Source organism: Snodgrassella sp. W8135 (assembly GCF_016101225.1).
GTDB classification, from domain to species: Bacteria; Pseudomonadota; Gammaproteobacteria; order Burkholderiales; family Neisseriaceae; genus Snodgrassella; species Snodgrassella alvi.
This window is the reverse complement of record NZ_JACFQX010000007.1, coordinates 14,402-36,612: the sequence shown is the minus strand read 5'-3', so window position 1 is coordinate 36,612 and position 22,211 is coordinate 14,402. Positions and strand designations below refer to the sequence as shown.

Here is a 22,211-nt window from a genome sequence, read left to right as displayed (position 1 = left end):
AGGTTTTAATGTAGCAATGCTGGTGCGGGTACGGAAATACTGTTTTTTTGTTTCTTTATAACCAAAAGCAAGATAGCAGTCTGATAATCAGATGGAATGTAAGTAGTGAGGGCTGTGAATTTGAAAAAGTTGGCTTAGGCTGTTATAAACCGCTTTTAATTTTTTTTATCTGTTTAATTGAGAAAGTTACATGAAGAGCCGGAATGCAGATGTTGCAGCTGAACAAAAGCTGTTAACACGGGAAGATGTGCGTACGCTGATGCTGTCATCCTTTGGCGGGGCACTGGAATTTTATGATTTTGTCATTTATGCTTTTTATGCCGATCAACTGTCTAAAGTGTTTTTTCCGGCAGGTTTAAATTCATTCTGGGCGCTGCTGAATACTTATGGAATTTTTGCTGCCGGTTATTTGTTTCGTCCTCTGGGCGGTATTGTAATGGCGCATTTTGGTGATTTATTCGGGCGCAAACGTTTGTTTTCATTGTCTATTATGATGATGGCTTTACCTACGCTATGTCTGGGTCTGATGCCTACTTTTGCTACTATCGGCTATGCAGCTCCTATACTGCTATTAGTATTACGCATGATACAGGGTGTGGCTATTGGCGGAGAAATTCCGGCAGCCTGGACTTTTGTGTCTGAACATGTACCTGAAAAACGTATTGGTATGGCAAATGGTTTTCTTACAGGCGGATTGTCGCTGGGAATATTACTGGGCTCTCTGATTGCGCTGGGTATGGAAAAACAATTCAGTAGTGAAGCTATTCTGAACGGAGCATGGCGCATACCTTTTATTATTGGCGGGCTGTTTGGGCTGCTGACTCTGTATTTGCGCAGCTATCTGCATGAAACGCCGGTTTTCAAAGCAATGCAGCAACGCAAGGAGCTGGCAACGGAAATGCCGGTTAAAGTTCTGGTTTCTAAATATAAAACTGCTGTATCTATCGGCATGCTGCTTACCTGGTTTCTGACTGGCTGTATTGTGGTGTTTTTTCTGGCGATGCCGCAGCTATTACCCGGTAGTTTCGGATTTTCCCGTATGCAGACATTTGAAATGCAGAGTATGGCTATTGTGATGCAAATGCTGGGCTGTGTGATTTATGGTTTGCTGGCTGATCGGCTGGGTACCGGACGGGTACTGATTGGTGGAATTGTGTTTACAGGTGTAATGACAGCATTATTTTATCCGGCACTGGGCAAATACAGTGATAGCCTGATTTTTATTCTGTACCTATTGCTGGGGCTGGCGGCTGGTGTGGCCGGTATTGTTTCAGCTGCCATGATACGAATGTTTCCGCCGGCTATACGGTTTACAGGGATTTCTTTTTCCTACAATGTGGCTTACGCCATTGTCGGCAGTATTACCTTACCTCTGGTGCAGTGGTTAAGTCATTTTAGTCCGATTGGTGCAATGTATTATATTCTGCCTTTATGTGTAGTAGGTATACTGGCTGCCGGAGTATTTCAACACCGTTACCGGTAATGCTGTAGCTGCATAGTAACAGATATAAAAAAGCTGCTTTATCCGCAAGTATTATTGTATCGGGATAAAGCAGCTTTTTGTCTATAATTCTATATCAGGCATTGCCGGCGTTAGCCTGTTCAGCCTGATACATAGCTTCGAAATTGATCGGAGCCAGCAATACCGGCGGGAAGCCGGAGCGTGTAATGGTATTAGATACAGTTTCGCGTGCATAAGGGAACAGAATATTCGGAGCAGCTACAGCCAGCAGCAGCTCTACATCTTCATCCGGGATGTTGGCAATGCGGAAGATACCGCTTTGTGCCACTTCATTCAGAAACAATACACGTTCTTCAGTCATTTTTGCAGTAACGGTAACAGTTACTGTCACATTATAAAATTCATCTTCCAGTTTTTCAGAAGCAGAAGTAACACGCATTTCAATTTGTGGTTCTCCGCTTTCCAGAAAGATCTGTGGCGCATGCGGTACTTCCAGTGATAAATCTTTCAGATAAATTTTTTCAATACTGAATACCGGTTGTTGTGAGGTTTGTTCTGGTGTTTTTTCTTTTTTGCTCATGCTTTTCTTTCAACAAGGGAATAAAATTAATATTGCAGATTTCATCTGGTTGTACCGGATGAAAAGTGAAAAAAGATAGTACGTGCTTAACCTGCGAGCAGAGCGTCTAGTTTACCTGCTTGATTCAAAGCATTCAAATCATCAAAGCCGCCGACATGTACCTCACCGATATAAATCTGCGGAACAGTCCGGCGGCCGGTACGCTGCATCATCTGCTCTCGGATTTGCGCATCGGTATCAACGCGGATTTCATTGATATCAGTTATACCTTTTTGTTTGAGTAATGCTTTGGCCATCTGGCAATAAGGGCATACCCCGGTGGTATACATGGTAATCGGTTGCATTGCAGTTTCCTTATTTACGGACAGGTATAAGCATACCGCGAACTTGCGATACTGGATAGGTGCAGGCTTTCTTTGAGCGTATGCTGCGGTATAATCGAACAATACTTATATAACAAACGGACATATAAAGATGATTCGTTTTGAACAGGTTTCGAAAACGTATCCGGGCGGTTTTACTGCGCTGAAAAACTTAAGTTTTTCTATCAGCAAAGGTGAAATGATTTTTATTGCAGGCCATTCCGGTGCAGGTAAGTCAACAATTCTTAAACTGATAAGCGGTATTGTTAAACCTACTAAGGGCAAGGTCTGGCTGAATAATCAGGATTTGGGGCGGCTAAATGATAACCAGCTCGGTTATTTGCGTCAGCATATTGGTATCGTTTTTCAGGATCATAAATTATTATTTGACCGCAATGTGTTGCAAAATGTGATGTTACCTCTGCGTATCACCGGTTATGAACGTAAACAGGCTGAACGGCGGGCGCGGATAGCGATTGAAAAAGTTGGTCTGAGCGGACGTGAACTGGCTGATCCGATTACTTTGTCCGGCGGCGAGCAGCAGCGGTTGTGTATTGCGCGTGCTGTGGTACATCAGCCCAGCCTGCTGATTGCAGATGAACCGTCTGCCAATCTGGACAGAGCCTATGCACTGGATATTATGGAATTGTTTAAAACATTTCATGAGGCCGGTACGACAGTTATGGTGGCAGCACATGATGAAACATTAATGGCAGACTACGGACACCGTATTATCCGCTTACAGGAAGGCAGGTTATACGCATGATCCAGTTTATTTCTCTGCACAAAGAAGCGGCATGCAAGGCATTACGTCAATTACTGCGTCAGCCGGTAGCAACCCTGCTGATTTTACTTATGCTGGCCATTGCCATGACTTTACCGCTGGCTCTGTATCTGGGTGTACAGAGCGGTCAGCAGGTACTGGGACAGATGAATGAAGTGCCTACCATGACACTTTATATGCAGATTAATGCCACTGCCAGTGATAATCACACCGTTGAAGAAGCCTTAAAGGCCAATAAACAACTTGAAAAAGTAGTATTTGTGAGTAAACAGCAAGGGCTGGAAGAGTTGCAGCGCAGCATGGGTAATCAGGATTTGGTTTCAATGCTTGACAGTAACCCTCTGCCGGATGCATTCACGGTTACACCGCAGGCAGGTTCGCCGGAAGAACTGACTGCCTTACAGACTCAGCTTGAACAATTACCTATGGTTGAAAGCGTAAAAATGGATGCTGAGTGGATGCAGACGCTGTATCAGATTAATCAGTTTGTCCATCAGTTGTTGTGGTTTCTGGCCATTACACTGGGTCTGGCTTTTGCTCTGGTTGCTTACAACACTATCCGGTTACAAATTCTCAGCCATCGGGAAGAAATCGAAATTACCAAACTGCTGGGCGCTCCGGCATCATTTATCCGCCGGCCGTTCCTGTATCTGGCTATCTGGCAGAGTCTGCTGGCTGCGGCAATCAGCATTGGTTTGTGTTACTGGCTTAATTATCAGGTCCAGCCTTTACTCAGTGCGATTTTACAGCCGTATGGCGTGCATGTTGTCTGGCGTTTTTTCAATCTATGGGAAATACTGGCTATTATGCTGGTAGTCTGCGGATTGGGTATGCTGGGCGCATGGCTGGCTACGCGTCAGCATTTGCTTAGCTTTAAATCAGTACGGTAAAAATTATCCCCGCAAATAGCGGGGATAATTTTAAGGTATCACATATTAGTGTCGATACTGTTTACTTTTGCTGACGTGCCTGTGCAGCCTGTGCCAGTAAGGCAAGCATAGTTTCTGTTTCTTCCCAGCCAATACAGGCATCGGTAATACTCTGACCGTAATTTTCCGGGTTATCCTGTCGTCCGGCCATCAGATTACTTTCTACCATTACGCCCATAATGTGCTGTTCACCTGCCTGAATCTGTGCGGCAATATCCTGTGCTACCTCCATTTGCCGGCGGTAATCCTTGCGGCTGTTGGCATGGCTGCAATCGATCATCAGATTAGGAGTAACCTGATTTTTGTTCAGTTCATTTACTGCCGCCTGTACATATTCATGGCTGTAATTAGGCTCTTTACCGCCACGCAGAATGATGTGGCAGTCAGGATTGCCGCTGGTGCGTACAATGGCTGAATGGCCGGCCTTGGTTACTGAAAGAAAATGATGCGGATGGCTGGAAGCACCAATGGCATCAATAGCAATTTTCAGATTGCCGTCAGTACCATTTTTGAAACCTACCGGACAGCTTAAACCTGAGGCCAGCTCACGGTGTACCTGACTTTCGGTTGTACGGGCACCAATCGCTCCCCATGAAATCAGGTCGGCAAAATACTGCGGAGTAATCATGTCCAGAAATTCGGTAGCTGCCGGCATCCCCATATTGTTTAATTCCAGCAGCAGTTTACGTGCCAGACGCAAACCATAGTTAATATCATAGGAACCATCAATATGCGGATCGTTAATAAATCCTTTCCAGCCTACCGTAGTACGCGGTTTTTCAAAGTAAACCCGCATAACAATCAATAATTCTTGTGCATATTTTTCACGTAATACATTCAGACGCTGAGCGTATTCAATAGCAGCTGCCGGATCATGGATAGAACACGGACCGATAATCACCAGTAGACGTTTATCCTTGCCATGTACTAGATCAGCAATAGCATGGCGTGTATTGTGTACTACCTCAGAGGCCTGCTCTGTAATGGGCAATTCGTATAAATGAGCAATGGGTGGCAACAGTTCCTTAATTTCTTTAATTCTGACATCATCAATTGGGCGGGATGCTACCTGATTCATAGTAATTCCTGTCTGACTCTATTATTTTAAATTTTTCGTGATTTATCCATCAGGCTATAATGAATATGCTTAAAAAGCAAGGACAAAACTTTGGTAAAGATATATTATTGCTTAAATTCGGATTTAAATAACATTTAATTATTTTTTATGATGATTTTTTATAAATTATCGGAATAATATACCAATAATAACCATTATATTGTCTTTGCGGAATAGAGCGGATTTTACTGATATAGTTTTGATTTCAGACAAATTTCAGGTACAATCGCCCACCCTGTGGTTCGTAAACCTCCCACATAAAAAAACTAGGAAATCAAATATATGCGTGCGCAAAATAATCTGGGCACGGTGAGCCTGCTGGGTAATCAGCATACGGAATACCGTAGTGATTATGCCCCGGAGCTGCTGGAAGCCTTCGACAATCAACACCCTGATAACGATTATTTCGTTAAATTTATCTGTCCTGAATTCACCAGTCTGTGCCCGAAAACCGGCCAGCCGGACTTTGCTACCATTTATATCAATTATTTACCGCGTTTGCGTATGGTAGAAAGTAAATCGTTAAAACTGTATCTGTTCAGTTTCCGCAATCATGGTGATTTTCATGAAGATTGTGTCAATATCATCATGAAAGACCTGATTGCCCTGATGCAGCCCAAATACATTGAGGTATATGGTGAATTTACACCGCGTGGCGGTATCGCCATCCATCCGTATGCCAATTATGGTGAGCCTGATACACGTTATAGCGATATGGCTGCACAGCGCTTACTTCAGTTTCAGGTGAAATAAGTCTTCTTAAAATGACACAAGTATCTCAGGCTGCCGGTTTACATCATCCGGGCAGTTTTACTGCCTGGCGCAGTTACCGATACGACTGATAGGAATAAATATGTATGAATTTTCTGATGCGCAACGCTATAAGGCATTGCGCTGGCTGACGTTCTGGCACATGCTGGTAATCGTAGCCAGTAATTATCTGGTACAGTTCCCTTTTACTTTATTTGGATTACACAATACCTGGGGTGCTTTTACCTTTCCGTTTATTTTTCTTACCACTGATTTAACTGTACGAATTTTTGGTTCAGGTCTGGCGCGCCGAATCATTTTCTGGGTAATGCTGCCATCATTACTGTTTTCTTATGCCATTTCTGTCCTGTTTCAGGACGGGCACTGGATGGGCTGGGCGGCATTAAGCCATTTTGATTTATTTGTTGCCCGCATTGCCCTGGCCAGTTTTACAGCCTATGTGGTCGGTCAGCTGATGGATATTCTGGTATTTAACCGGCTGCGGCAGTGCCGGCGCTGGTGGTCTGCTCCCAGTGCTTCTGCTGTTTTAGGCAGTGCTGTAGATACATTGCTGTTTTTTGCTGTTGCGTTTTACCATTCGCCGGATGCATTTATGGCCGAGAACTGGTTACAGATTTCCCTGACCGATTATGCGTTCAAAATCAGCGTTGCCGCTCTGTTTTTCCTGCCTACTTATGGTATCGTACTGCGCTATTTATTATACAAACTAACTGCTTTGGCGCCACGTACCGTAAACGGGTAAAAAGAATTATCAATCAACATCTGATTACAATTTATTCTTTATCATCAGGCCGCTTAAAAGCGGCCTGATTGACACACCGGCTTCTGTTATAATACGCGCCTATTTTCAAATACATGGCTAAGAGAACATCATGGAAGCGGAGCAGATTAATCAATTAAATAATATTCTGGATGATATGGCATCCCGTAGTCACGATTTACGGAGGTATCTTTGACTACGCTGGCAAAAAAGACCGCCTCGAAGAAGTAATTGGTCTGTCAGAAGATCCTGAGTTGTGGAATGATCCGAAAAAAGCTCAGGAAGTCGGTAAAGAACGCAAAGTGCTGGAGGGTATCGTACTCACACTGGATCATCTGCACAGCGGTATCGAAGATAACCGGATGCTGCTGCAGATGGCTGTGGAGGAAAATGATACAGACGGTTTTGAAGCGGTTCAGGCAGATATTACCGCGTTACAGGATGAACTGGCACAGCTTGAATTCAAACGTATGTTTAATCAGCCTGCCGATGTTAATAACTGCTTCATAGATATTGTTGCCGGCGCCGGCGGTACAGAGGCCGAAGACTGGGCTGGGATGCTGTTGCGCATGTACGTGCGCTATGGCGAACGCAAAGGCTTCAAAGTAGAAATACTTGAAGAAGATGAAGGCGAAATTGCCGGTGTGAATCGTGCTACCATCAAACTAGACGGAGAATACGCTTACGGATTGCTGCGTACTGAAACCGGTATTCACCGTCTGGTACGGTATTCACCTTTTGATTCAAATAATAAACGGCATACTTCATTTGCATCGGTATTTGTTTATCCGGAAGTCGATGACAGCTTTGAAATTGAAATCAATCCGGCTGATTTGCGTATTGATACCTATCGTGCTTCTGGAGCTGGTGGTCAGCACATTAATAAAACTGATTCAGCTGTACGTATTACTCATGAACCAACCGGTATTGTGGTGCAGTGCCAGAATGACCGTTCTCAGCACCGCAACCGCGAAGAAGCAATGAATATGCTTAAGGCAAAATTGTTCGAGCTGGAAATGCGCCGTCGTAATGAAGAAAAGCAGAATCTGGAAGCCAGTAAAGATGATGTGGGCTGGGGACATCAGATTCGTTCTTATGTATTCGACTCTTCGCGAATCAAGGATTTACGTACCGGCTATGAAGTCGGCAATATCAAGGCAGTTATGGATGGCGACCTTGATGGCTTTATTGAAGCCAGTCTGAAACAGGGTGTTTAAGAAACAGTCACGCGGCTGTCTGATGTATTCAGACAGCCTTAATTTTTTAAGGTGTGTAGCAGCATGAATTATATTGATGTCATTATTCCCTGCTACAACGCAGAAAATACACTGGGACGGGCTGTAGAAAGTGTGCTGGCGCAGCCGGAACTCGGTTGTCTGTGGCTGGTTGATGATGCTTCCACCGATAATACCGTCACCTTGATCCAACAGTGGCAACAGCGTTATCCGCAAAAAATTCGTGCAGAATATCTGGCTTCTAACCGCGGACCTGCGCTGGCGCGCAACTGGGGAGCATTACTGTCTGTCAGCAGTCACATTGCTTTTCTGGATGCCGATGACGCCTATCAGCCTTATGCCTTACAGGCAGCATGTGCTGTATTTCACTTTCGCCCGAACAGCGGTTTATTGCGCCTGCCGGTAACCGGATACAATATTCCGGAAAAATACTGTAAGCATGAACAGTTTAATCTGGCCTGGCGCACATTTGAAATGATTACCGCTACCAATACTGTTTTTAACCGTGCCTATTTTCTTGCCTGTGGTGGTTTTCCGGCTGACTCGCTGTTTCGGCAGCTGGGCGGGGAAGATGGTGCACTTGGTCTGGCGACAATAGAAAGCTGCATGGTCGCTACCCTTTTTGATAAAGCCGGCATGACCGACATCGGTGTCAATTTTTATGGTCATGACAGTATGTATGTATGTAAACTGCTGGATTCGATGCTGTTCGGACAGACTCATTCTGACTGTGATGAGTCTGCGTTGCAGCAAGCCAATGCTGTTACTCAGACTATTGTGCACCGTTTGCATGATTTGCGTCAGATACTGAATCATCCGAAACCGGGAAAGCAGGCACTACAGTTTTTTACTGATGAACCGGTTAATACCGAAACTTTGGATTAACTGAAAATTGTCTTTTGATAACTCTGGAAGTAGAAGAAACATGATAAATCCGTTATATGCGCTGTCTCCGCTGGATGGGCGCTATGCATCGTCTGTGGCTGATTTGCGCCCGATTTTTTCTGAATATGGTCTGATGCATGCTCGCGTACAGGTTGAGCTTGGCTGGCTGAAAGCACTGGCAGCCGAAGCTGGAATTAGTGAAGTTCAGCCATTCAGTCCGGCCACCATTGCAGAAATTGATCGTGTTATTGCTGAATTTTCAATAGCAGATGCCGAAGCAGTTAAAGCTATAGAAGCCACAACCAATCATGATGTGAAAGCTATTGAATACTGGCTGAAACAGCGTTTTGCCAATGTACCTGAAGTTATGGCAGTCAGTGAATTCATTCATTTTTCCTGTACCAGTGAGGATATCAATAATCTTTCACATGCTCTGATGCTGAAACAGGCTCGTGATGAAGTACTGCTGCCTAAGCTTAATGAACTAATAACTGTATTGCGCAATCTGGCGCATACTCATGCTGCTTTGCCTATGATGTGCCGCACCCATGGGCAGCCGGCTACTCCCAGTACACTGGGTAAAGAAATCGCCAATGTCGTGGCTCGTCTGCAAAGACAAATGGAATCAGTCCGGCAACAGCAGTTTCTGGGTAAAATCAATGGTGCTGTAGGTAATTACAACGCGCATCTGGTTGCCTATCCCGATATAGACTGGGAAGGACATTGCCGCCGTTTTGTCGAATATAATCTGGGGCTGACCTTTAACCCCTATACTATTCAGATTGAACCACATGATTATATGGCAGAATTTTTCCAGACGATTAGCCGTATAAACACCATTCTGATCGATTTTAACCGTGATATCTGGGGTTATATCTCTATTGGTTATTTCAGACAAAAAGTTAAAGCCGGAGAAGTTGGTTCTTCTACCATGCCACATAAAGTCAATCCGATTGATTTTGAAAATTCAGAAGGTAATCTGGGTATGGCCAATGCTGTGCTGGGTTTCTTTGCTGAAAAATTGCCAGTATCTCGCTGGCAGCGTGATTTAACCGATAGTACTGTATTGCGTAATATGGGGACAGGCTTCGGTTACACTATATTGGGACTGACAGCGCATTTGCGTGGTCTGAATAAGCTGGAAATCAATCCTGCTGCGTTTGCCGCAGATCTGGATGCAACATGGGAGCTGCTGGCTGAGCCGATTCAGACAGTAATGCGTCGCTATGGGATAGCCAACCCGTATGAGCAACTTAAAGAACTTACCCGTGGTAAGCATGGAATTACCCCAGAAAGTCTGCAAGCATTTATTAATCAGCTGGCTATTCCTGACACAGCAAAAGCACAGTTACTGGCGCTTACTCCTGCATTATATGTAGGCAAGGCTCAGGAGCTGGCAGAACGAATCTGAATATAATGATTAACAGGGGAAAGCAGCGAAATTCTTTCCCCTTATCTTAAAGTAATTCAATAAACTGACTTTTAAATATTATTGTAAAAGTGCAAGATATATTATGGCATAGCTCAAAAAATATAATCATAGACAGCTTAGCCCGCTCAGTCAGATTAATGCAAATAACTTTTAACGAATAGAATTATAATTTCTTGGATATTATAATAATTTAAGATTGCTTTGTATTTAGAAATTGAGCTTATTCTAGGTAGAATATATTATTAAGTAGACAATCGCATTGCACGTTAGTTATTACATTTTGATTTGTTTGATTAGAGTAAATAAATTTCAAAAATTGTAGTTAGTTTAATTCAGCTTTTGCTCAAGGTATTTAACAGTTGTTATAGTGGATTGTTAGTATTTAGTAAAATTTTTAACTATAAACATATAAACTAAGTAATTGAACATATTATTGAATAATTATTAAACAGTATAAAAAAGCCTAAATCTAAAGATTTAGGCTTTTTTATACTAAGCGTACATAATTAATACCCAAGTAACAGCTTTGCCACGATAGGGTGGAAATGTATTACCTACGGCAATAGGAGCGGTTGTTGATGGTTCTTCTTGGACTTTCCAAACACCACTTTCAGGACATTTTTCACCCGTCTTACAAGTCGTTCCTAAAGGTTTTTTTTGCATATAAAATCTCCAAATATAGAAATAAACATCGAATTGATGCAATAATAATATATGAATAGATTTTACAATTGCAATACCATATATAAAATATTTTATAAAAATTTTATATGAATTAATATAATAAAATTTGGAAAATATATGTTTAGATATTATTTAAATTTATTTATTATGATTAACTTATTTATTTTAAGCAATAAATAATCATTAGGTATTTAGTTATCATGTTCGAATGTTTTTGTTAGTAATAAATTATCCGGGTAAATTTATTGATTTGAATAATTCGATAATTCAATCAGATTATTATCCGGATCACGAATATAAATCGAAGTAATTTTTCCACAAGCTCCGGTACGAGAAGTTGGCTCTAGTTCTAATAGAATATTATGCTGATGTAAAACAGCCATTACTTCATCCAGAGTCTGCTCTACAATAAAGCACAAGTCAGCAGAACCGGGAGTAGGGTGTTTCGCTTTAGGTTCAAATTCATGTCCTTGCTGATGTAAATTAATCTTCATCTGACCAAAATGCAAAGCAGTACGATTATCTGCAAATGTACTTACCTGCATGCCAAGTACATCAGCATAAAAAGCGCAGGAGGCTTGAATATCTTTAACAGTTAATACCAGATGATCCAGTCTTTTAATCTGCATTATTAACTCCTTACTATAAAATTGGAATAGCAGTGTATTCATAATTCAGTATAAGCCCAGCTTACCAGAGTGTGTCAAAAGAGAAAAATGACACTTACAAATAATTGTTTAAATTTACGTTTAGTATTGTAGTCTGAAAACATTCAGCATATAAAAATACAAAATATTTTTAGGTTTTTTATTAGAAAATTGCTTATTTTTATGATATTTGATTTAAATTATTATCGTATTATTATTAGAGTTTGTATTTTCAATCATCTGGGTTCAGCTTAAACACAGATTCCAGAAATAGATTAAAATCTGCATGAAATAGTTAGTCACACAACATAAATAAAAATGCCAATGCTATTGAAGCATTGGCACGTGTGAATAAAATCTTTATTCCATACGCAGTTCAGCAGACCTTGCGTGTGCAGTCAGGCCTTCACCATGTGCCAGAATGCTGGCAATTTGTCCTAACTGTCGGGCACCCTCAGCAGAAACCTGAATCAGACTGCTGCGTTTTTGAAAATCGTATACACCCAGCGGGGAAGCAAACCGAGCAGTACGGCTGGTTGGTAATACGTGATTAGGGCCGGCACAATAATCTCCCAGACTCTCACTGGTATATTGCCCCATAAAAATAGCACCGGCATGCCGGATTTTCGGTGCCCATTTTTGTGGTTCAGCTACAGAAAGCTCCAGATGCTCAGGGGCCAGATAATTGGCAATATCACATGCTTCATCCAGATTCTGAGCCTGAATAATGGCTCCGCGATTAGTCAGTGAAGCTTCAATGATATCCTTGCGTGGCATCTGTGCCAGTAACTCCTTCATCTGAGCTTCTACTTCCTGAGCATAATCTGCATTGGTTGTAATCAGTATAGCCTGTGCAATTTCATCATGCTCTGCCTGACTGAATAGATCCATAGCCACCCATTTGGCCGGAGTAGTACCATCAGCAATCACCAGAATCTCACTGGGGCCGGCAACCATATCAATACCAACAACACCAAATACCCGCCTTTTGGCTGCAGCAACATAAGCATTGCCGGGTCCGGTAATTTTATCAACCTGAGCAATACTTTGTGTTCCATAAGCTAAAGCTGCTATGGCCTGAGCGCCACCTATAGTAAAGACTTGAGTTACTCCGGCTACATAAGCTGCTGCCAGAACAATATCATTTCTCTCTCCATATGGCATCGGCACAACCATCACAATTTCAGCGACACCGGCTACATGTGCCGGCATAGCATTCATCATCACTGAGCTTGGATAAGCCGCTTTACCGCCAGGTACATAAATACCTACTCTGTCCAGAGCAGTAATTTGCTGCCCCAGTAAAGTACCATTTTCATCTTCATATTGCCATGATTGCTGTTTCTGGTGCTGATGATAGCTTTCAATCCGTTTAGCAGCAGTTTGTAAAGCTGTCTGCACATCTGCCGGCAGACGGGCAAATGCTGCAGCCAGATCTGTCTGACTTAATGTCAGATCAGCCATAGACTGAGCCTGTGTGTGATCAAAACGATTAGTATATTCAATTACAGCTGCATCACCGCGTTGCTGCACATCTGTACAAATAGCGGCTACAGCTACATCCACTTGCGGATCCTGTGCAGTTTCGAATGCCTGTAATGCAGTTAGCTGGGCTTTAAAATCAGCATCCAGCGTGGAAATATATTTCATGCCTATGTATATCGGGCAGCCTGAGCTGCCCGATCCTGATATCATTAATTAAAAATTGTTGCCGAAATTATCGTCATCTTCATCGATAACCGGTGTTTTTGATTTAGCGGCCAGTTCATGAGCCGGAATAGTATTACCATCTACTTCAATATCATAAGGTTTTACTACCCGTACCCGTAAGCCACGGCCGGCCTTACGGCTGTCTACCCACTCACTGCTAATTGCCGAGATAGCATTATTGGCATTGTCAAAACCATAGTCTTTAGCATTAAAGCCGCCATCGCTGGTTACCAGCTCGCGAGCAACTGAGCTCACTGTCGCCCAGCCTTCAATATCACAGGTTCTTTCAATGGCCTTTTGTACCATCGGCACCAGACGGTTCCAGTGGTGCTGGCTGGATGTTTCACCAGAAGAACGACCGGATTTGGATGAGCGGTTATTGAAACCGGATTTTGCCGGACGACCACGACCACGGCTACTTTCCGCAGGAGTTACCGTCGTTTCGAATACTGTTTTGCGAGGACGGCCACGGCCGCGTTTAGTCTGATCTTCCCGGCCCTTTTCATAATTGGTGAATTCCGGAGCTCTGGTTTCAATCTGTACCAGCACCGGTTCTTTAGCCTTGCTTTTTTCTTCCGGCTCTATGGTTACACTTACTTTTTCTGCCGGCATGGCTGTGCTGACTGCCGGAATGGTAATAACCAGGGGTGCATCATTATTCTGCTGGAAAGCTGTCGGCTCACTAACCGATGTGTAAGGTTTGCTTTCTGTTTTAGGCGCAAGGCTACTATTGCGTTTTTTCAGACGCAGCCATAAATGATTGCCGTGCATCTGAGTTTCAAAAATATCGATGGCACTGATCAGATAAGAGAGTTTGGTATAACCATAATTACGTGCATCGAAATCGGAATTTACCTTGTTGATATACTGACCGATAACACCCAGTGATGTCCAGCCATCATCATCTGCATGCTCCTTCACTGCATTGCGGAACAGATTCATCAGTGCAGTATCCTGTTTCAGCTCAGCCGGAGTTTTGCGTTTATTGCGGAAAATCGGTGTCTGGGCTTTATCTTCACCGATATCTACTGTGGTATGGCTAAGTAAATTCTCAGTATAAATAAATTTATCACATGCTTTACGGAAAGATTCGGGCGTTTTTTTCTGCCCGAAACCATAAACAGTCAGACCATTTTCACGAATACGGGAAGCCAGACGGGTAAAATCACTGTCACTGGATACAATACAGAAGCCGTCAAAAGTATTACTGTATAATAAATCCATGGCATCAATTACCATAGCCATATCAGTGGCATTTTTTCCCTTAGTATAGGCAAATTGCTGTACAGGGGTAATAGCGTGTGGTAACAGTGCATCTTTCCATTTGGACAGGCCGCTGCTCCAGTCGCCATAAATGCGTTTAACGCTGGCAATACCGTATTTGGCAATCTCTTCCAGTAAAGATTCAACAATACTGGCTGAAGCATTATCAGCATCAATAAGTACTGCCAGTTTGGCCGAATTTTCCGTAGTCATTTATAGAATTCCTGTTAATAAAAAATTTAAATTTCGTGATTTCGTGCACTAGTAAATACATTAATAATTGGTTGTATAGCTGCATATTTCAGCTTTAAGGCTGCCTTATTTACGACCAGCCGGCTGGAAATATCTACAACATGCTCTACAGCCTCTAGGTTATTTGCCTTTAACGTATTACCTGTCGAAACCAAATCAACAATTGCATCAGCCAGCCCTACCAGAGGTGCCAGCTCCATTGAACCATATAATTTAATTAAATCAATGTGTACGCCTTTGCCGGCAAAATGTTCAGCCGCAATATTAGGGTATTTACTGGCTACGCGTAAACGGCAGCCGGGTTGTGAAGCTGCTGCGTAGTCAAACCCTTTGCGTACGGCTACCATCATTCTGCAACGGGCAATATTCAAGTCCAAAGGTTGATATAATCCGTCGCCATCATGTTCAATTAAAACATCTTTTCCAGCGATTCCAAAATCAGCTGCTCCGTATTGCACATATGTAGGCACATCTGTTGCCCGAACAATGATTAAACGGATATTGTCATGATTAGTATTAATAATCAGTTTACGTGACTCTTCCGGGTCTTCAATAGCATTAATTCCTGCCGCAGCGAGTAATGGCAGGGTTTCTTCATAAATTCGACCTTTAGATAACGCTATGGTTAATTGTACAGTCATTTTTTTGTCAGTGTTGAATAATATACATAAAAGCAAACTTATTAAACAATAAATTATTTTTGCAGAAAAATAAGTTTGCAGAAATTATAAAAATAATAATTAAATAATTTTAATCCAGTAATTGTTTTATGTCATGAGCCAATTGTGCCGCTGTCTGGCTGTGTGGTTCATAAACTACGGTACGGCCTTGTTTATCAATTAAATATGTTCCTGTGCTGTGATCCATTAAATATTCACCGGAACTACTGCCTGCTACTTTATGTACAGCAATTTTATACTGATTAATAACGTTATTAAGCTCTTGCTGATGTTGTTTATTTACAGTTAAACCAATAAAGTCAGGATTAAATGCTGGAGCATAAGCTTCCATAACCTGTGGTGTATCACGCAGCGGATCAACCGTAATAAACAATACCTGTACCTGTTTTCCCTGCTCACCTAGCTGATTTATTGCATCTGCGTAAGCAAGCAGATTAGTCGGGCAAACATCCGGACAATGGGTATAACCGAACACTAATACTACTATTTTACCCTGAAAATCACGCAGATGTACTGTTTTACCGTCAGAACCAAGCAAGGAAAAATCTTTACCACCCAAGCCGGCATCGCGTACATCACTGCCTTCAAAATTATACTGATGCAGTGGTTTGGCTGAATCAGCACTTGCTGGCTGAGCATTGTTAACTGCCGACTGAGGCTGGCAGGCACCCAATAAAATCGCGGATGTTAATACAGCCAGAAAATTTTGTATGTTAAGCATAAAGTTAATAATAATACAAAAATGAACTTTAAATAAATATTTAAAATTCAGAAATTTTTTAATTTTAAAATTAATAAGTAAAATATAAAAAAATCCAAAAATAAAATCAATATTTTATTCAGAATCAGTTAAAAAAATTTTTTACCATAAAAAAAATTCTTTACAGCCATGGAAAATCCGTTATAATGCGTCTTCTTCGCTAGCCCAGGTGGCGAAATTGGTAGACGCAGGGGACTCAAAATCCCCCGCCGCAAGGTGTGACGGTTCGAGTCCGTCCCTGGGCACCAGATTCTGAAAACCGCTGATAACAGCGGTTTTTTTATTTTCGCAGTTAACAGCCTGTCAGACTAATGATATGCAGAAATTTATCAAACTTGATAGCTAAATCATGAGAAAAACATAATAGCTTATTTGGCATAATCATTATAGCTAGTGAGTCGTATTATTAAATATAATACGACTCTTTTGGTTTCCGGTGGTTTTATCATTTACCGGACAATCATAGAAAACCCCATATCAGACCCAGACAGACATCTATCACTAATTATTGCAATTGAATTCTAAAAATGATTTTTAAGCAGGCTGACAGTAAAGTAAAAGACATAGAAATACTCCACCAGCTATTGCAACGGTCTGATCTAACACAGCAGACGCGTCAGCATATTGAACATCATCTGCGGTTAATCCGTTCGGGAATCAAAGGTGAAGCAGAATCTGCTTATCAGCTGCAGTTTCATTTTGGCAATCATTCCGAATGGGTAATTATTAATGATTTAAGATTAAAGTATCAGGGAAAAGTGGCACAAATCGACCATTTGCTGATTAACCGCTATCTACAAATATTTGTATGTGAAAGTAAAAGAATAACTGGCAGCCTGATTATTAATGAGCAGGGTGAGTTTTCACGTATATATGAAGGTAATGAACAGGGAATGTCTTCTCCTCTTGAACAAAACCGACGTCATATCAGCCTGCTGAATAATTTATTACTTTCAGATAAGATTCAGCTGCCCATCCGTTTTGGCAGAAAATTGCGTCCGTCATTATATAGCCTGATACTCGTCTCTAACGATGCCTGTGTCCGGCGTCCCCGAAATCCAGTTTCTGGATTGGACAGCGTAATAAAAAATGAGCAATTGCAAACAAAAGTACAGCAGTTAAGCAAACCCGCGGGTATCTTAAGTTTTATCCGTACGGCACCAATTGCCAGTATACAAAAATTTGCCCGTCAGCTGGTGCAGTTGCATCAACCAGCACGATATGACTGGCCAAGTTATTTTGGTTTGAATAAGTCATCTGATCAATTGATAACTAAATCAGCTCATATAGCTCATCCACAAAATGAAAATTTGAGTTCAGCAACTTATTATTTTTGCTCCATGTGTCATAAAAATATTTCATCAGGCGTAGTTGATTATTGCCGGAATCATAAAAATATATTTGGCGGTAAAATATATTGTTATCAGTGTCAGCAAAAAATTAAACAACAATGAATAGTGATGATTTCAGTATGTTATTGAGAAGTTAGATACACTAAATATACTGGTTTAAAAGTAATGTATACCATGAACATTATTATTTTACTGAACAATTTTTTACATAAAATACTATTGGTAAAATTTTTCAGAAGTACCATATTCAAATATATATTAATGTAAGCTAATTGATTTATATAGCCGGTATATTATATATAGTGGTTATATATATTTTATGAGTATCCTTACCTATTTAATCAATATGATTATTATTTTTGAATTAAAATAATTAATTGAATTATTTAATAATTATTGAGAAACAACAGGAATCCAGACAATGAATATTACTGATATATCCAAACAGCGTTATACGACCAAACATTATGATAAAACAAAAAAAATTCCGGCAGAGCAATTGGCGCAACTATTTGAAGTTATCAGAAACAGCCCTTCATCAGTAAATTCACAGCCTTGGCATTTTTTTGTAGTGGATAATGACGATGCTCGTGCCAAAATCATGCCGGCAATTGTAGAAATGAATCATCCGCGGGTAGCTGATTCATCACATACCTTAATATTCTGTGCTAAAACTCCCCTGGATGAGCAGCATTTACAGAATGTACTGGCTCAGGAAGAAAAGGATGGTCGTTTCGAAGAAGGTGAAATCAAGGAAATGATGGATAAAGGTCGCCATTTTTATGTTAATAAAAATAGCGCGACACCACATAGCCAGCTTGAGTGGGAAAGCAGACAGTTATATATTGTATTGGGGCAGTTATTATTTGCAGCAGCTGTTATTGGTATCGATTCAACAGCAATTGAAGGCTTTGATGATCAGAAAATGGATGAAATTCTTGGTCTGCAACAGCAGGGGTTGAAAAGCGTACTGGTAGTCAGTCTTGGCTATCGTGCCGCTAATGACAGTAATGCTACCCGGCCAAAATCACGCCTGCCTGAAGAGCAGATATTTACTCGCTTGTAATTATTAGTTCCAGACTATTACCGATTATCGGGCAAAACAATAAATATACTGATATCCGTATTTTATTGTTTTGCCTTCTAAGAAAATTGTACTTATGTGCTGAATTATATATTTGTCGGTAGCACCTTCGAATATAAGACTTAGCTAACCTTATAATTGATTTGATTTAGTTTAAAATGGGATCTATTCAGAAATAACGAGACAGCTAAATTCCTGATTACTAAATGATAACAACGAAGAGAAAACTTGCTGAATAATATTGTTTAATAACGCTGAAGCTTAAAGAAAATAATCATTTAATTTTTATCTTTTTCTTTTAAATTTCTGCGGAATAATAGTCAAAACTTTCTCTTGAATCTAAATGGTATATTTTGCATCAGCAGATAAAGTGTATTGTATTAACCAAGGTGATACTGATAGTTTACAGTTTCTAATTCTTACTCTGAATTTTGTTGATATTATTAATAATTAATACAGTTATCCTGTCTGGTTTAAGCATAATAAAATCATCTTTAAAATAAAAAATCATAGAATAAATTATCTTGAAAGATAAAATTTAATAAGACTGGTTTATATTCAGATAAATAACCGTTTATTCCAGCTAAACCGTATTTTCTATTCTTTGGAGCCAAAATTTTTTATCTTTAGATAGTTCAATTAGCATATCATCAGGAAATCATAAGCCAAGCTCTAATAAATATATCCCGCAATATCTTCATTTAAAAATATTACCTTTGCATAATATTTTATTTTACAATCTATTTAAGATTTTTGAAATTAAATTTATCGCCTTATTTATACTTTTAAAAGTATCTTAAATACTAAAACCATTTTCTGTATAAATATTCAGGCAGATAATTTATTTATACCCAGCTTAAAGTGCACAACACCTTGTTCACAGACAAAATAAGGTATTTTGATATCATGCTTTTCAGTTTGAATTTCTTGTAACCGCTGGCAGGCAAAACCAGCCCCTATTAATTTCGGTTGCCAGGATTGTAATGCTGAAAGTGTGGCATCGTAATAACCCCCGCCCTGTCCCAGACGATTACCTTTTTGATCAATTCCCAGCAACGGCACAATCAGAGTATGTAAATAGCGAGCCCGAATCCGCTGACCATGAAATTGAGGAATTAAACCGCGCTTTTGTTTTAAACCGTACTGAGCCATAAAACGAGCTGTAGCTTGCCTATGAGAGAGGATAGGGCAGGGAGTAAACCATAATTGTCGTTGTCTGGCTGCAATATAAGGCAAATAAACTGTTGCTCCGCGTTTCTGAGCAGTAATAATAAATGACCACAGTGATAATTCACTGCCTACTGCCCAGTATACGGCTATCCGTTTTTCACGTCGGATCAGAGGATAGAGTAGGCGGTTAATTCGGGTAGTAGCATGCTGACGTATATCATCCTTTAACTGCTGACGCTGCCGGCGTAAATAACTACGCTGTTGTCTTTTATCTGTATGTATCTGCATAATTTAGCCTGTTAATACCCAGGCAGGAAACCGTAAAGCTGCATACTTGCCGTAACTGCTTTTTTTCTGTATCATCTGAATGTTTTACCTCGGTAAAAATAAACAACGCTCGCACTGTACGCGAAAGGGTGCTCTGTTACAGAGTTCTATGCGTGGCAGTGTCAGGCTTTAACCCTTTTAAGGATAGATTATTATGTCACAAATTACTATGCGCCAGATGCTGGAAGCAGGCGTACACTTTGGTCATCAGACACGTTACTGGAATCCGAAAATGGCTGAGTACATTTTTGGTGCGCGTAACAAAATCCATATCATCAATCTGGAAAAAACCCTGCCGATGTTTGTAGAGGCTCAGGATGTAGTACGTCGTCTGGCTGCCAATAAAGGAACTGTACTGTTCGTAGGTACTAAACGTCAGGCACGTGATATCGTTAAGGAAGAAGCTACCCGCGCCGGTGCTCCTTATGTTGATCATCGCTGGTTGGGCGGTATGCTGACTAACTACAAAACCGTAAAACAGTCTATTAAACGTCTGGAAGAAAAAACTGTTGCGCTGGAAAATGCTACTGAAGCCGGTTACGGTAAAAAAGAAGTATTGGAAATGCAGCGTGAAGTTGCTAAGCTGGAACGTTCTCTGGGTGGTATCAAAGATATGAAAGGCCTGCCTGATGCAATTTTCGTTATCGATACCGGTTATCAGAAAGGTACTTTGGTAGAGGCAGCTAAACTGGGTATTCCGGTTATCGCTGTGGTTGATACCAATAACAGCCCTGATGATGTTAAATATGTAATTCCGGGTAATGACGACTCAGCTAAGGCAATTCGTTTGTACTGCCGTGGTATTGCTGATGCCATTCTGGAAGGTAAAGCTCAGTCTTTACAGGAAGTGGTTCAGGCTGCTCAGGCCGCAGAGGAAAAACAGGCTGCAACTGCTGCTGAATAATTAGTTATCTCATATCTTTGTAAAAGAAGGGGACGTTAGTGCCCCTTTTTTTAAAACAATTTTTCAGCCTGATATCTGTTTGGCTGAGCATAATTAAGTTTAAGGAGTAAAACATGGCTGCAATTACTGCAAAAATGGTAGGTGATTTGCGTGCTGCTACCGGTTTGGGCATGATGGAATGCAAAAAAGCTTTGGTAGAAGCCGAAGGTAATATGGAAAAAGCCGAAGAAATTCTGCGCATTAAATCCGGTGCCAAAGCTGGTAAGCTGGCTGGCCGTACTGCAGCAGAAGGTGTAGTTGCTGAATACGTGGATGGCAAAGTAGGTGCAGTTGCTGAAATTAACTGTGAAACAGATTTCGTTGCCAAAGATGCCAGCTTTATGGCATTTGCTCAGGCTGTGGCTAAAGCTGTTGCCGTGCACAACCCTGCTACACTGGAAGCATTGGCTGAAGCCAAAACAGATGATGGCGTTACTGTTGAAGAAGCTCGTAAAGCTGTTATTGCTAAGCTGGGTGAAAATATCACTGTACGACGGTTTGAACGAATTGAAACTGATAACAGTTTAGTAACCTATATGCACGGTACCAAAATCGGTGTACTGGTAGAACACAAAGGTGGCGATGCACAAGCTATCCGTCAGGTAGCCATGCACATTGCTGCATCCAAACCACAATGCGTTTCTGCTGCTGAAGTGAACCCGGAAATTGTGGCAAAAGAACGCCACATTTATGAAGAGCAGGCTGCAGCTTCCGGCAAACCGGCAAATATCATTGAAAAAATGGTTGAAGGCCGGGTACAGAAATTCCTGGCTGAAGTAACTCTGCTGGGTCAGCAGTTCGTTATTAATCCTGACCAGACTGTGGAAAAATTCCTGAAAGAACAAAATGCTGAAGTAAGTCGTTTTGTTGCATTCCATGTTGGTGAAGGTATTGAGAAAAAAGAAGTGGATTATGCTGCTGAAGTAGCCGCTGCTTCTAAAGTATAAGGCTGTTTATGCCACGGGCACTCTGGATTCAGGCTCCTGAATCAGGGTGCTTTTTTTTGAGTTATCTGTTTACTC

General features: G+C 41.2%; 22 protein-coding genes, 1 tRNA gene and 1 riboswitch. Of the genes, 13 read left to right on the top strand and 10 right to left on the bottom strand.

Translation table 11 applies throughout. The features are described 5' to 3' along the window. Positions 1–190 precede the first annotated feature (190 nt). Positions 191–1,483: an MFS transporter gene (locus H3T75_RS10400; RefSeq protein ID WP_198211679.1), complete on the top strand. Its 1,293-nt coding sequence runs from the start codon at positions 191–193 to the stop codon at positions 1,481–1,483. 94 nt (positions 1,484–1,577) lie between these two features. Here H3T75_RS10400 and secB read toward each other — a convergent pair whose 3' ends face one another. Together secB and grxC are read right to left on the bottom strand one after the other, a co-directional pair. Further along, positions 1,578–2,042 carry a protein-export chaperone SecB gene (gene secB / locus H3T75_RS10395; protein ID WP_084550590.1) on the bottom strand — a complete coding sequence of 155 codons (465 nt, stop codon included), beginning with the start codon at positions 2,040–2,042 and terminating at the stop codon, positions 1,578–1,580. An 86-nt stretch (positions 2,043–2,128) separates the two neighbouring features. After that, entirely contained in the window at positions 2,129–2,386 is a 258-nt protein-coding gene (grxC, locus tag H3T75_RS10390) for a glutaredoxin 3 (protein WP_198211678.1), read from the bottom strand. Positions 2,387–2,516: 130 nt separating this feature from the next. Here grxC and ftsE point away from each other — a divergent pair, with 130 nt between their 5' ends. After that, positions 2,517–3,170: a cell division ATP-binding protein FtsE gene (ftsE, locus tag H3T75_RS10385; protein WP_198211677.1), complete on the top strand. Its 654-nt coding sequence runs from the start codon at positions 2,517–2,519 to the stop codon at positions 3,168–3,170. Then, positions 3,161–4,078, top strand: a complete 918-nt coding sequence (gene ftsX / locus H3T75_RS10380; RefSeq protein ID WP_198211684.1) for a permease-like cell division protein FtsX — start codon at positions 3,161–3,163, stop codon at positions 4,076–4,078. Before ftsE ends, ftsX begins: the two co-directional genes overlap by 10 nt. 61 nt (positions 4,079–4,139) lie before the next feature. Here ftsX and aroG read toward each other — a convergent pair whose 3' ends face one another. Then, positions 4,140–5,195, bottom strand: coding sequence for a 3-deoxy-7-phosphoheptulonate synthase AroG (gene aroG, locus H3T75_RS10375; protein ID WP_025329681.1), 1,056 nt, complete (start codon positions 5,193–5,195; stop codon positions 4,140–4,142). A 270-nt stretch (positions 5,196–5,465) separates the two neighbouring features. Continuing rightward, positions 5,466–5,510, top strand: a riboswitch (PreQ1 riboswitch). 6 nt (positions 5,511–5,516) lie between these two features. Here aroG and queF point away from each other — a divergent pair. From queF to purB, 5 genes are all read left to right on the top strand, one after another. After that, on the top strand, positions 5,517–5,987 hold the full coding sequence (gene queF, locus H3T75_RS10370) for a preQ(1) synthase (protein WP_025329682.1): 471 nt from the start codon (positions 5,517–5,519) through the stop codon (positions 5,985–5,987). 100 nt (positions 5,988–6,087) lie between these two features. After that, on the top strand, positions 6,088–6,747 hold the full coding sequence (locus H3T75_RS10365) for a 7-cyano-7-deazaguanine/7-aminomethyl-7-deazaguanine transporter (RefSeq protein ID WP_198211676.1): 660 nt from the start codon (positions 6,088–6,090) through the stop codon (positions 6,745–6,747). 130 nt (positions 6,748–6,877) lie between these two features. Then, a protein-coding gene (gene prfB / locus H3T75_RS10360; protein ID WP_096766013.1) for a peptide chain release factor 2 occupies positions 6,878–7,982 on the top strand; the annotation gives its coding sequence in 2 pieces (ribosomal slippage) (positions 6,878–6,958 and positions 6,960–7,982; 1,104 coding nt in all). 63 nt (positions 7,983–8,045) lie between these two features. After that, positions 8,046–8,885, top strand: a complete 840-nt coding sequence (locus H3T75_RS10355; protein ID WP_198211675.1) for a glycosyltransferase family 2 protein — start codon at positions 8,046–8,048, stop codon at positions 8,883–8,885. Positions 8,886–8,925: 40 nt separating this feature from the next. Beyond that, positions 8,926–10,296 (top strand): adenylosuccinate lyase, encoded by a 1,371-nt coding sequence (purB, locus tag H3T75_RS10350; protein ID WP_084563985.1) that lies wholly within the window; start codon positions 8,926–8,928, stop codon positions 10,294–10,296. A 513-nt stretch (positions 10,297–10,809) separates the two neighbouring features. On the opposite strand, the gene H3T75_RS10345 is transcribed toward purB, so the two are convergent. The 6 genes from H3T75_RS10345 to H3T75_RS10320 all read right to left on the bottom strand — a co-directional run bounded on the left by H3T75_RS10345 (position 10,810) and on the right by H3T75_RS10320 (position 16,274). Next, positions 10,810–10,980: a hypothetical protein gene (locus H3T75_RS10345; RefSeq protein WP_172397057.1), complete on the bottom strand. Its 171-nt coding sequence runs from the start codon at positions 10,978–10,980 to the stop codon at positions 10,810–10,812. A 263-nt stretch (positions 10,981–11,243) separates the two neighbouring features. Further along, positions 11,244–11,630, bottom strand: coding sequence for a VOC family protein (locus H3T75_RS10340; RefSeq protein ID WP_198211674.1), 387 nt, complete (start codon positions 11,628–11,630; stop codon positions 11,244–11,246). A 378-nt stretch (positions 11,631–12,008) separates the two neighbouring features. Continuing rightward, a complete protein-coding gene (gene hisD / locus H3T75_RS10335) occupies positions 12,009–13,298 on the bottom strand; it encodes a histidinol dehydrogenase (RefSeq protein ID WP_174829657.1) in 1,290 nt (429 codons plus the stop codon). Between the two features lie 48 nt (positions 13,299–13,346). Beyond that, positions 13,347–14,834, bottom strand: coding sequence for an NYN domain-containing protein (locus tag H3T75_RS10330; RefSeq protein WP_198211673.1), 1,488 nt, complete (start codon positions 14,832–14,834; stop codon positions 13,347–13,349). A 26-nt stretch (positions 14,835–14,860) separates the two neighbouring features. Next, a complete protein-coding gene (gene hisG, locus H3T75_RS10325) occupies positions 14,861–15,514 on the bottom strand; it encodes an ATP phosphoribosyltransferase (protein ID WP_025329689.1) in 654 nt (217 codons plus the stop codon). A 109-nt stretch (positions 15,515–15,623) separates the two neighbouring features. Beyond that, entirely contained in the window at positions 15,624–16,274 is a 651-nt protein-coding gene (locus tag H3T75_RS10320; RefSeq protein ID WP_078474550.1) for an SCO family protein, read from the bottom strand. 202 nt (positions 16,275–16,476) lie between these two features. Between H3T75_RS10320 and H3T75_RS10315 the strand changes: the two genes are divergently transcribed. From H3T75_RS10315 to nfsB, 3 genes are all read left to right on the top strand, one after another. Continuing rightward, positions 16,477–16,561, top strand: a tRNA-Leu gene (locus H3T75_RS10315). A 279-nt stretch (positions 16,562–16,840) separates the two neighbouring features. Beyond that, positions 16,841–17,767, top strand: coding sequence for a nuclease-related domain-containing protein (locus H3T75_RS10310; protein WP_084584896.1), 927 nt, complete (start codon positions 16,841–16,843; stop codon positions 17,765–17,767). Positions 17,768–18,086: 319 nt separating this feature from the next. Continuing rightward, positions 18,087–18,731: an oxygen-insensitive NAD(P)H nitroreductase gene (gene nfsB / locus H3T75_RS10305; protein WP_084584847.1), complete on the top strand. Its 645-nt coding sequence runs from the start codon at positions 18,087–18,089 to the stop codon at positions 18,729–18,731. Positions 18,732–19,577: 846 nt separating this feature from the next. Here nfsB and H3T75_RS10300 read toward each other — a convergent pair. Next, positions 19,578–20,207, bottom strand: a complete 630-nt coding sequence (locus H3T75_RS10300) for a 5-formyltetrahydrofolate cyclo-ligase (RefSeq protein ID WP_078474548.1) — start codon at positions 20,205–20,207, stop codon at positions 19,578–19,580. Between the two features lie 193 nt (positions 20,208–20,400). Between H3T75_RS10300 and rpsB the strand changes: the two genes are divergently transcribed. Together rpsB and tsf are read left to right on the top strand one after the other, a co-directional pair. Continuing rightward, the gene (gene rpsB, locus H3T75_RS10295) at positions 20,401–21,150 is read left to right on the top strand and encodes a 30S ribosomal protein S2 (RefSeq protein ID WP_025329694.1); all 750 of its coding nucleotides are present in this window, start codon (positions 20,401–20,403) and stop codon (positions 21,148–21,150) included. A 113-nt stretch (positions 21,151–21,263) separates the two neighbouring features. Beyond that, positions 21,264–22,136: a translation elongation factor Ts gene (gene tsf / locus H3T75_RS10290; protein ID WP_078474547.1), complete on the top strand. Its 873-nt coding sequence runs from the start codon at positions 21,264–21,266 to the stop codon at positions 22,134–22,136. Positions 22,137–22,211: the final 75 nt, after the last annotated feature.

Bases quoted from the DNA above. Each gene is read 5' to 3' on its own strand.
- H3T75_RS10400 (WP_198211679.1), top strand. From the start codon at position 191: ATGAAGAGCCGGAATGCAGATGTTGCAGCTGAACAAAAGCTGTTAACA.
- secB (WP_084550590.1), bottom strand. From the start codon at position 2,042: ATGAGCAAAAAAGAAAAAACACCAGAACAAACCTCACAACAACCGGTA.
- grxC (WP_198211678.1), bottom strand. From the start codon at position 2,386: ATGCAACCGATTACCATGTATACCACCGGGGTATGCCCTTATTGCCAG.
- ftsE (WP_198211677.1), top strand. From the start codon at position 2,517: ATGATTCGTTTTGAACAGGTTTCGAAAACGTATCCGGGCGGTTTTACT.
- aroG (WP_025329681.1), bottom strand. From the start codon at position 5,195: ATGAATCAGGTAGCATCCCGCCCAATTGATGATGTCAGAATTAAAGAA.
- queF (WP_025329682.1), top strand. From the start codon at position 5,517: ATGCGTGCGCAAAATAATCTGGGCACGGTGAGCCTGCTGGGTAATCAG.
- H3T75_RS10365 (WP_198211676.1), top strand. From the start codon at position 6,088: ATGTATGAATTTTCTGATGCGCAACGCTATAAGGCATTGCGCTGGCTG.
- H3T75_RS10355 (WP_198211675.1), top strand. From the start codon at position 8,046: ATGAATTATATTGATGTCATTATTCCCTGCTACAACGCAGAAAATACA.
- purB (WP_084563985.1), top strand. From the start codon at position 8,926: ATGATAAATCCGTTATATGCGCTGTCTCCGCTGGATGGGCGCTATGCA.
- H3T75_RS10345 (WP_172397057.1), bottom strand. From the start codon at position 10,980: ATGCAAAAAAAACCTTTAGGAACGACTTGTAAGACGGGTGAAAAATGT.
- H3T75_RS10340 (WP_198211674.1), bottom strand. From the start codon at position 11,630: ATGCAGATTAAAAGACTGGATCATCTGGTATTAACTGTTAAAGATATT.
- hisD (WP_174829657.1), bottom strand. From the start codon at position 13,298: ATGAAATATATTTCCACGCTGGATGCTGATTTTAAAGCCCAGCTAACT.
- H3T75_RS10330 (WP_198211673.1), bottom strand. From the start codon at position 14,834: ATGACTACGGAAAATTCGGCCAAACTGGCAGTACTTATTGATGCTGAT.
- hisG (WP_025329689.1), bottom strand. From the start codon at position 15,514: ATGACTGTACAATTAACCATAGCGTTATCTAAAGGTCGAATTTATGAA.
- H3T75_RS10320 (WP_078474550.1), bottom strand. From the start codon at position 16,274: ATGCTTAACATACAAAATTTTCTGGCTGTATTAACATCCGCGATTTTA.
- H3T75_RS10310 (WP_084584896.1), top strand. From the start codon at position 16,841: ATGATTTTTAAGCAGGCTGACAGTAAAGTAAAAGACATAGAAATACTC.
- nfsB (WP_084584847.1), top strand. From the start codon at position 18,087: ATGAATATTACTGATATATCCAAACAGCGTTATACGACCAAACATTAT.
- H3T75_RS10300 (WP_078474548.1), bottom strand. From the start codon at position 20,207: ATGCAGATACATACAGATAAAAGACAACAGCGTAGTTATTTACGCCGG.
- rpsB (WP_025329694.1), top strand. From the start codon at position 20,401: ATGTCACAAATTACTATGCGCCAGATGCTGGAAGCAGGCGTACACTTT.
- tsf (WP_078474547.1), top strand. From the start codon at position 21,264: ATGGCTGCAATTACTGCAAAAATGGTAGGTGATTTGCGTGCTGCTACC.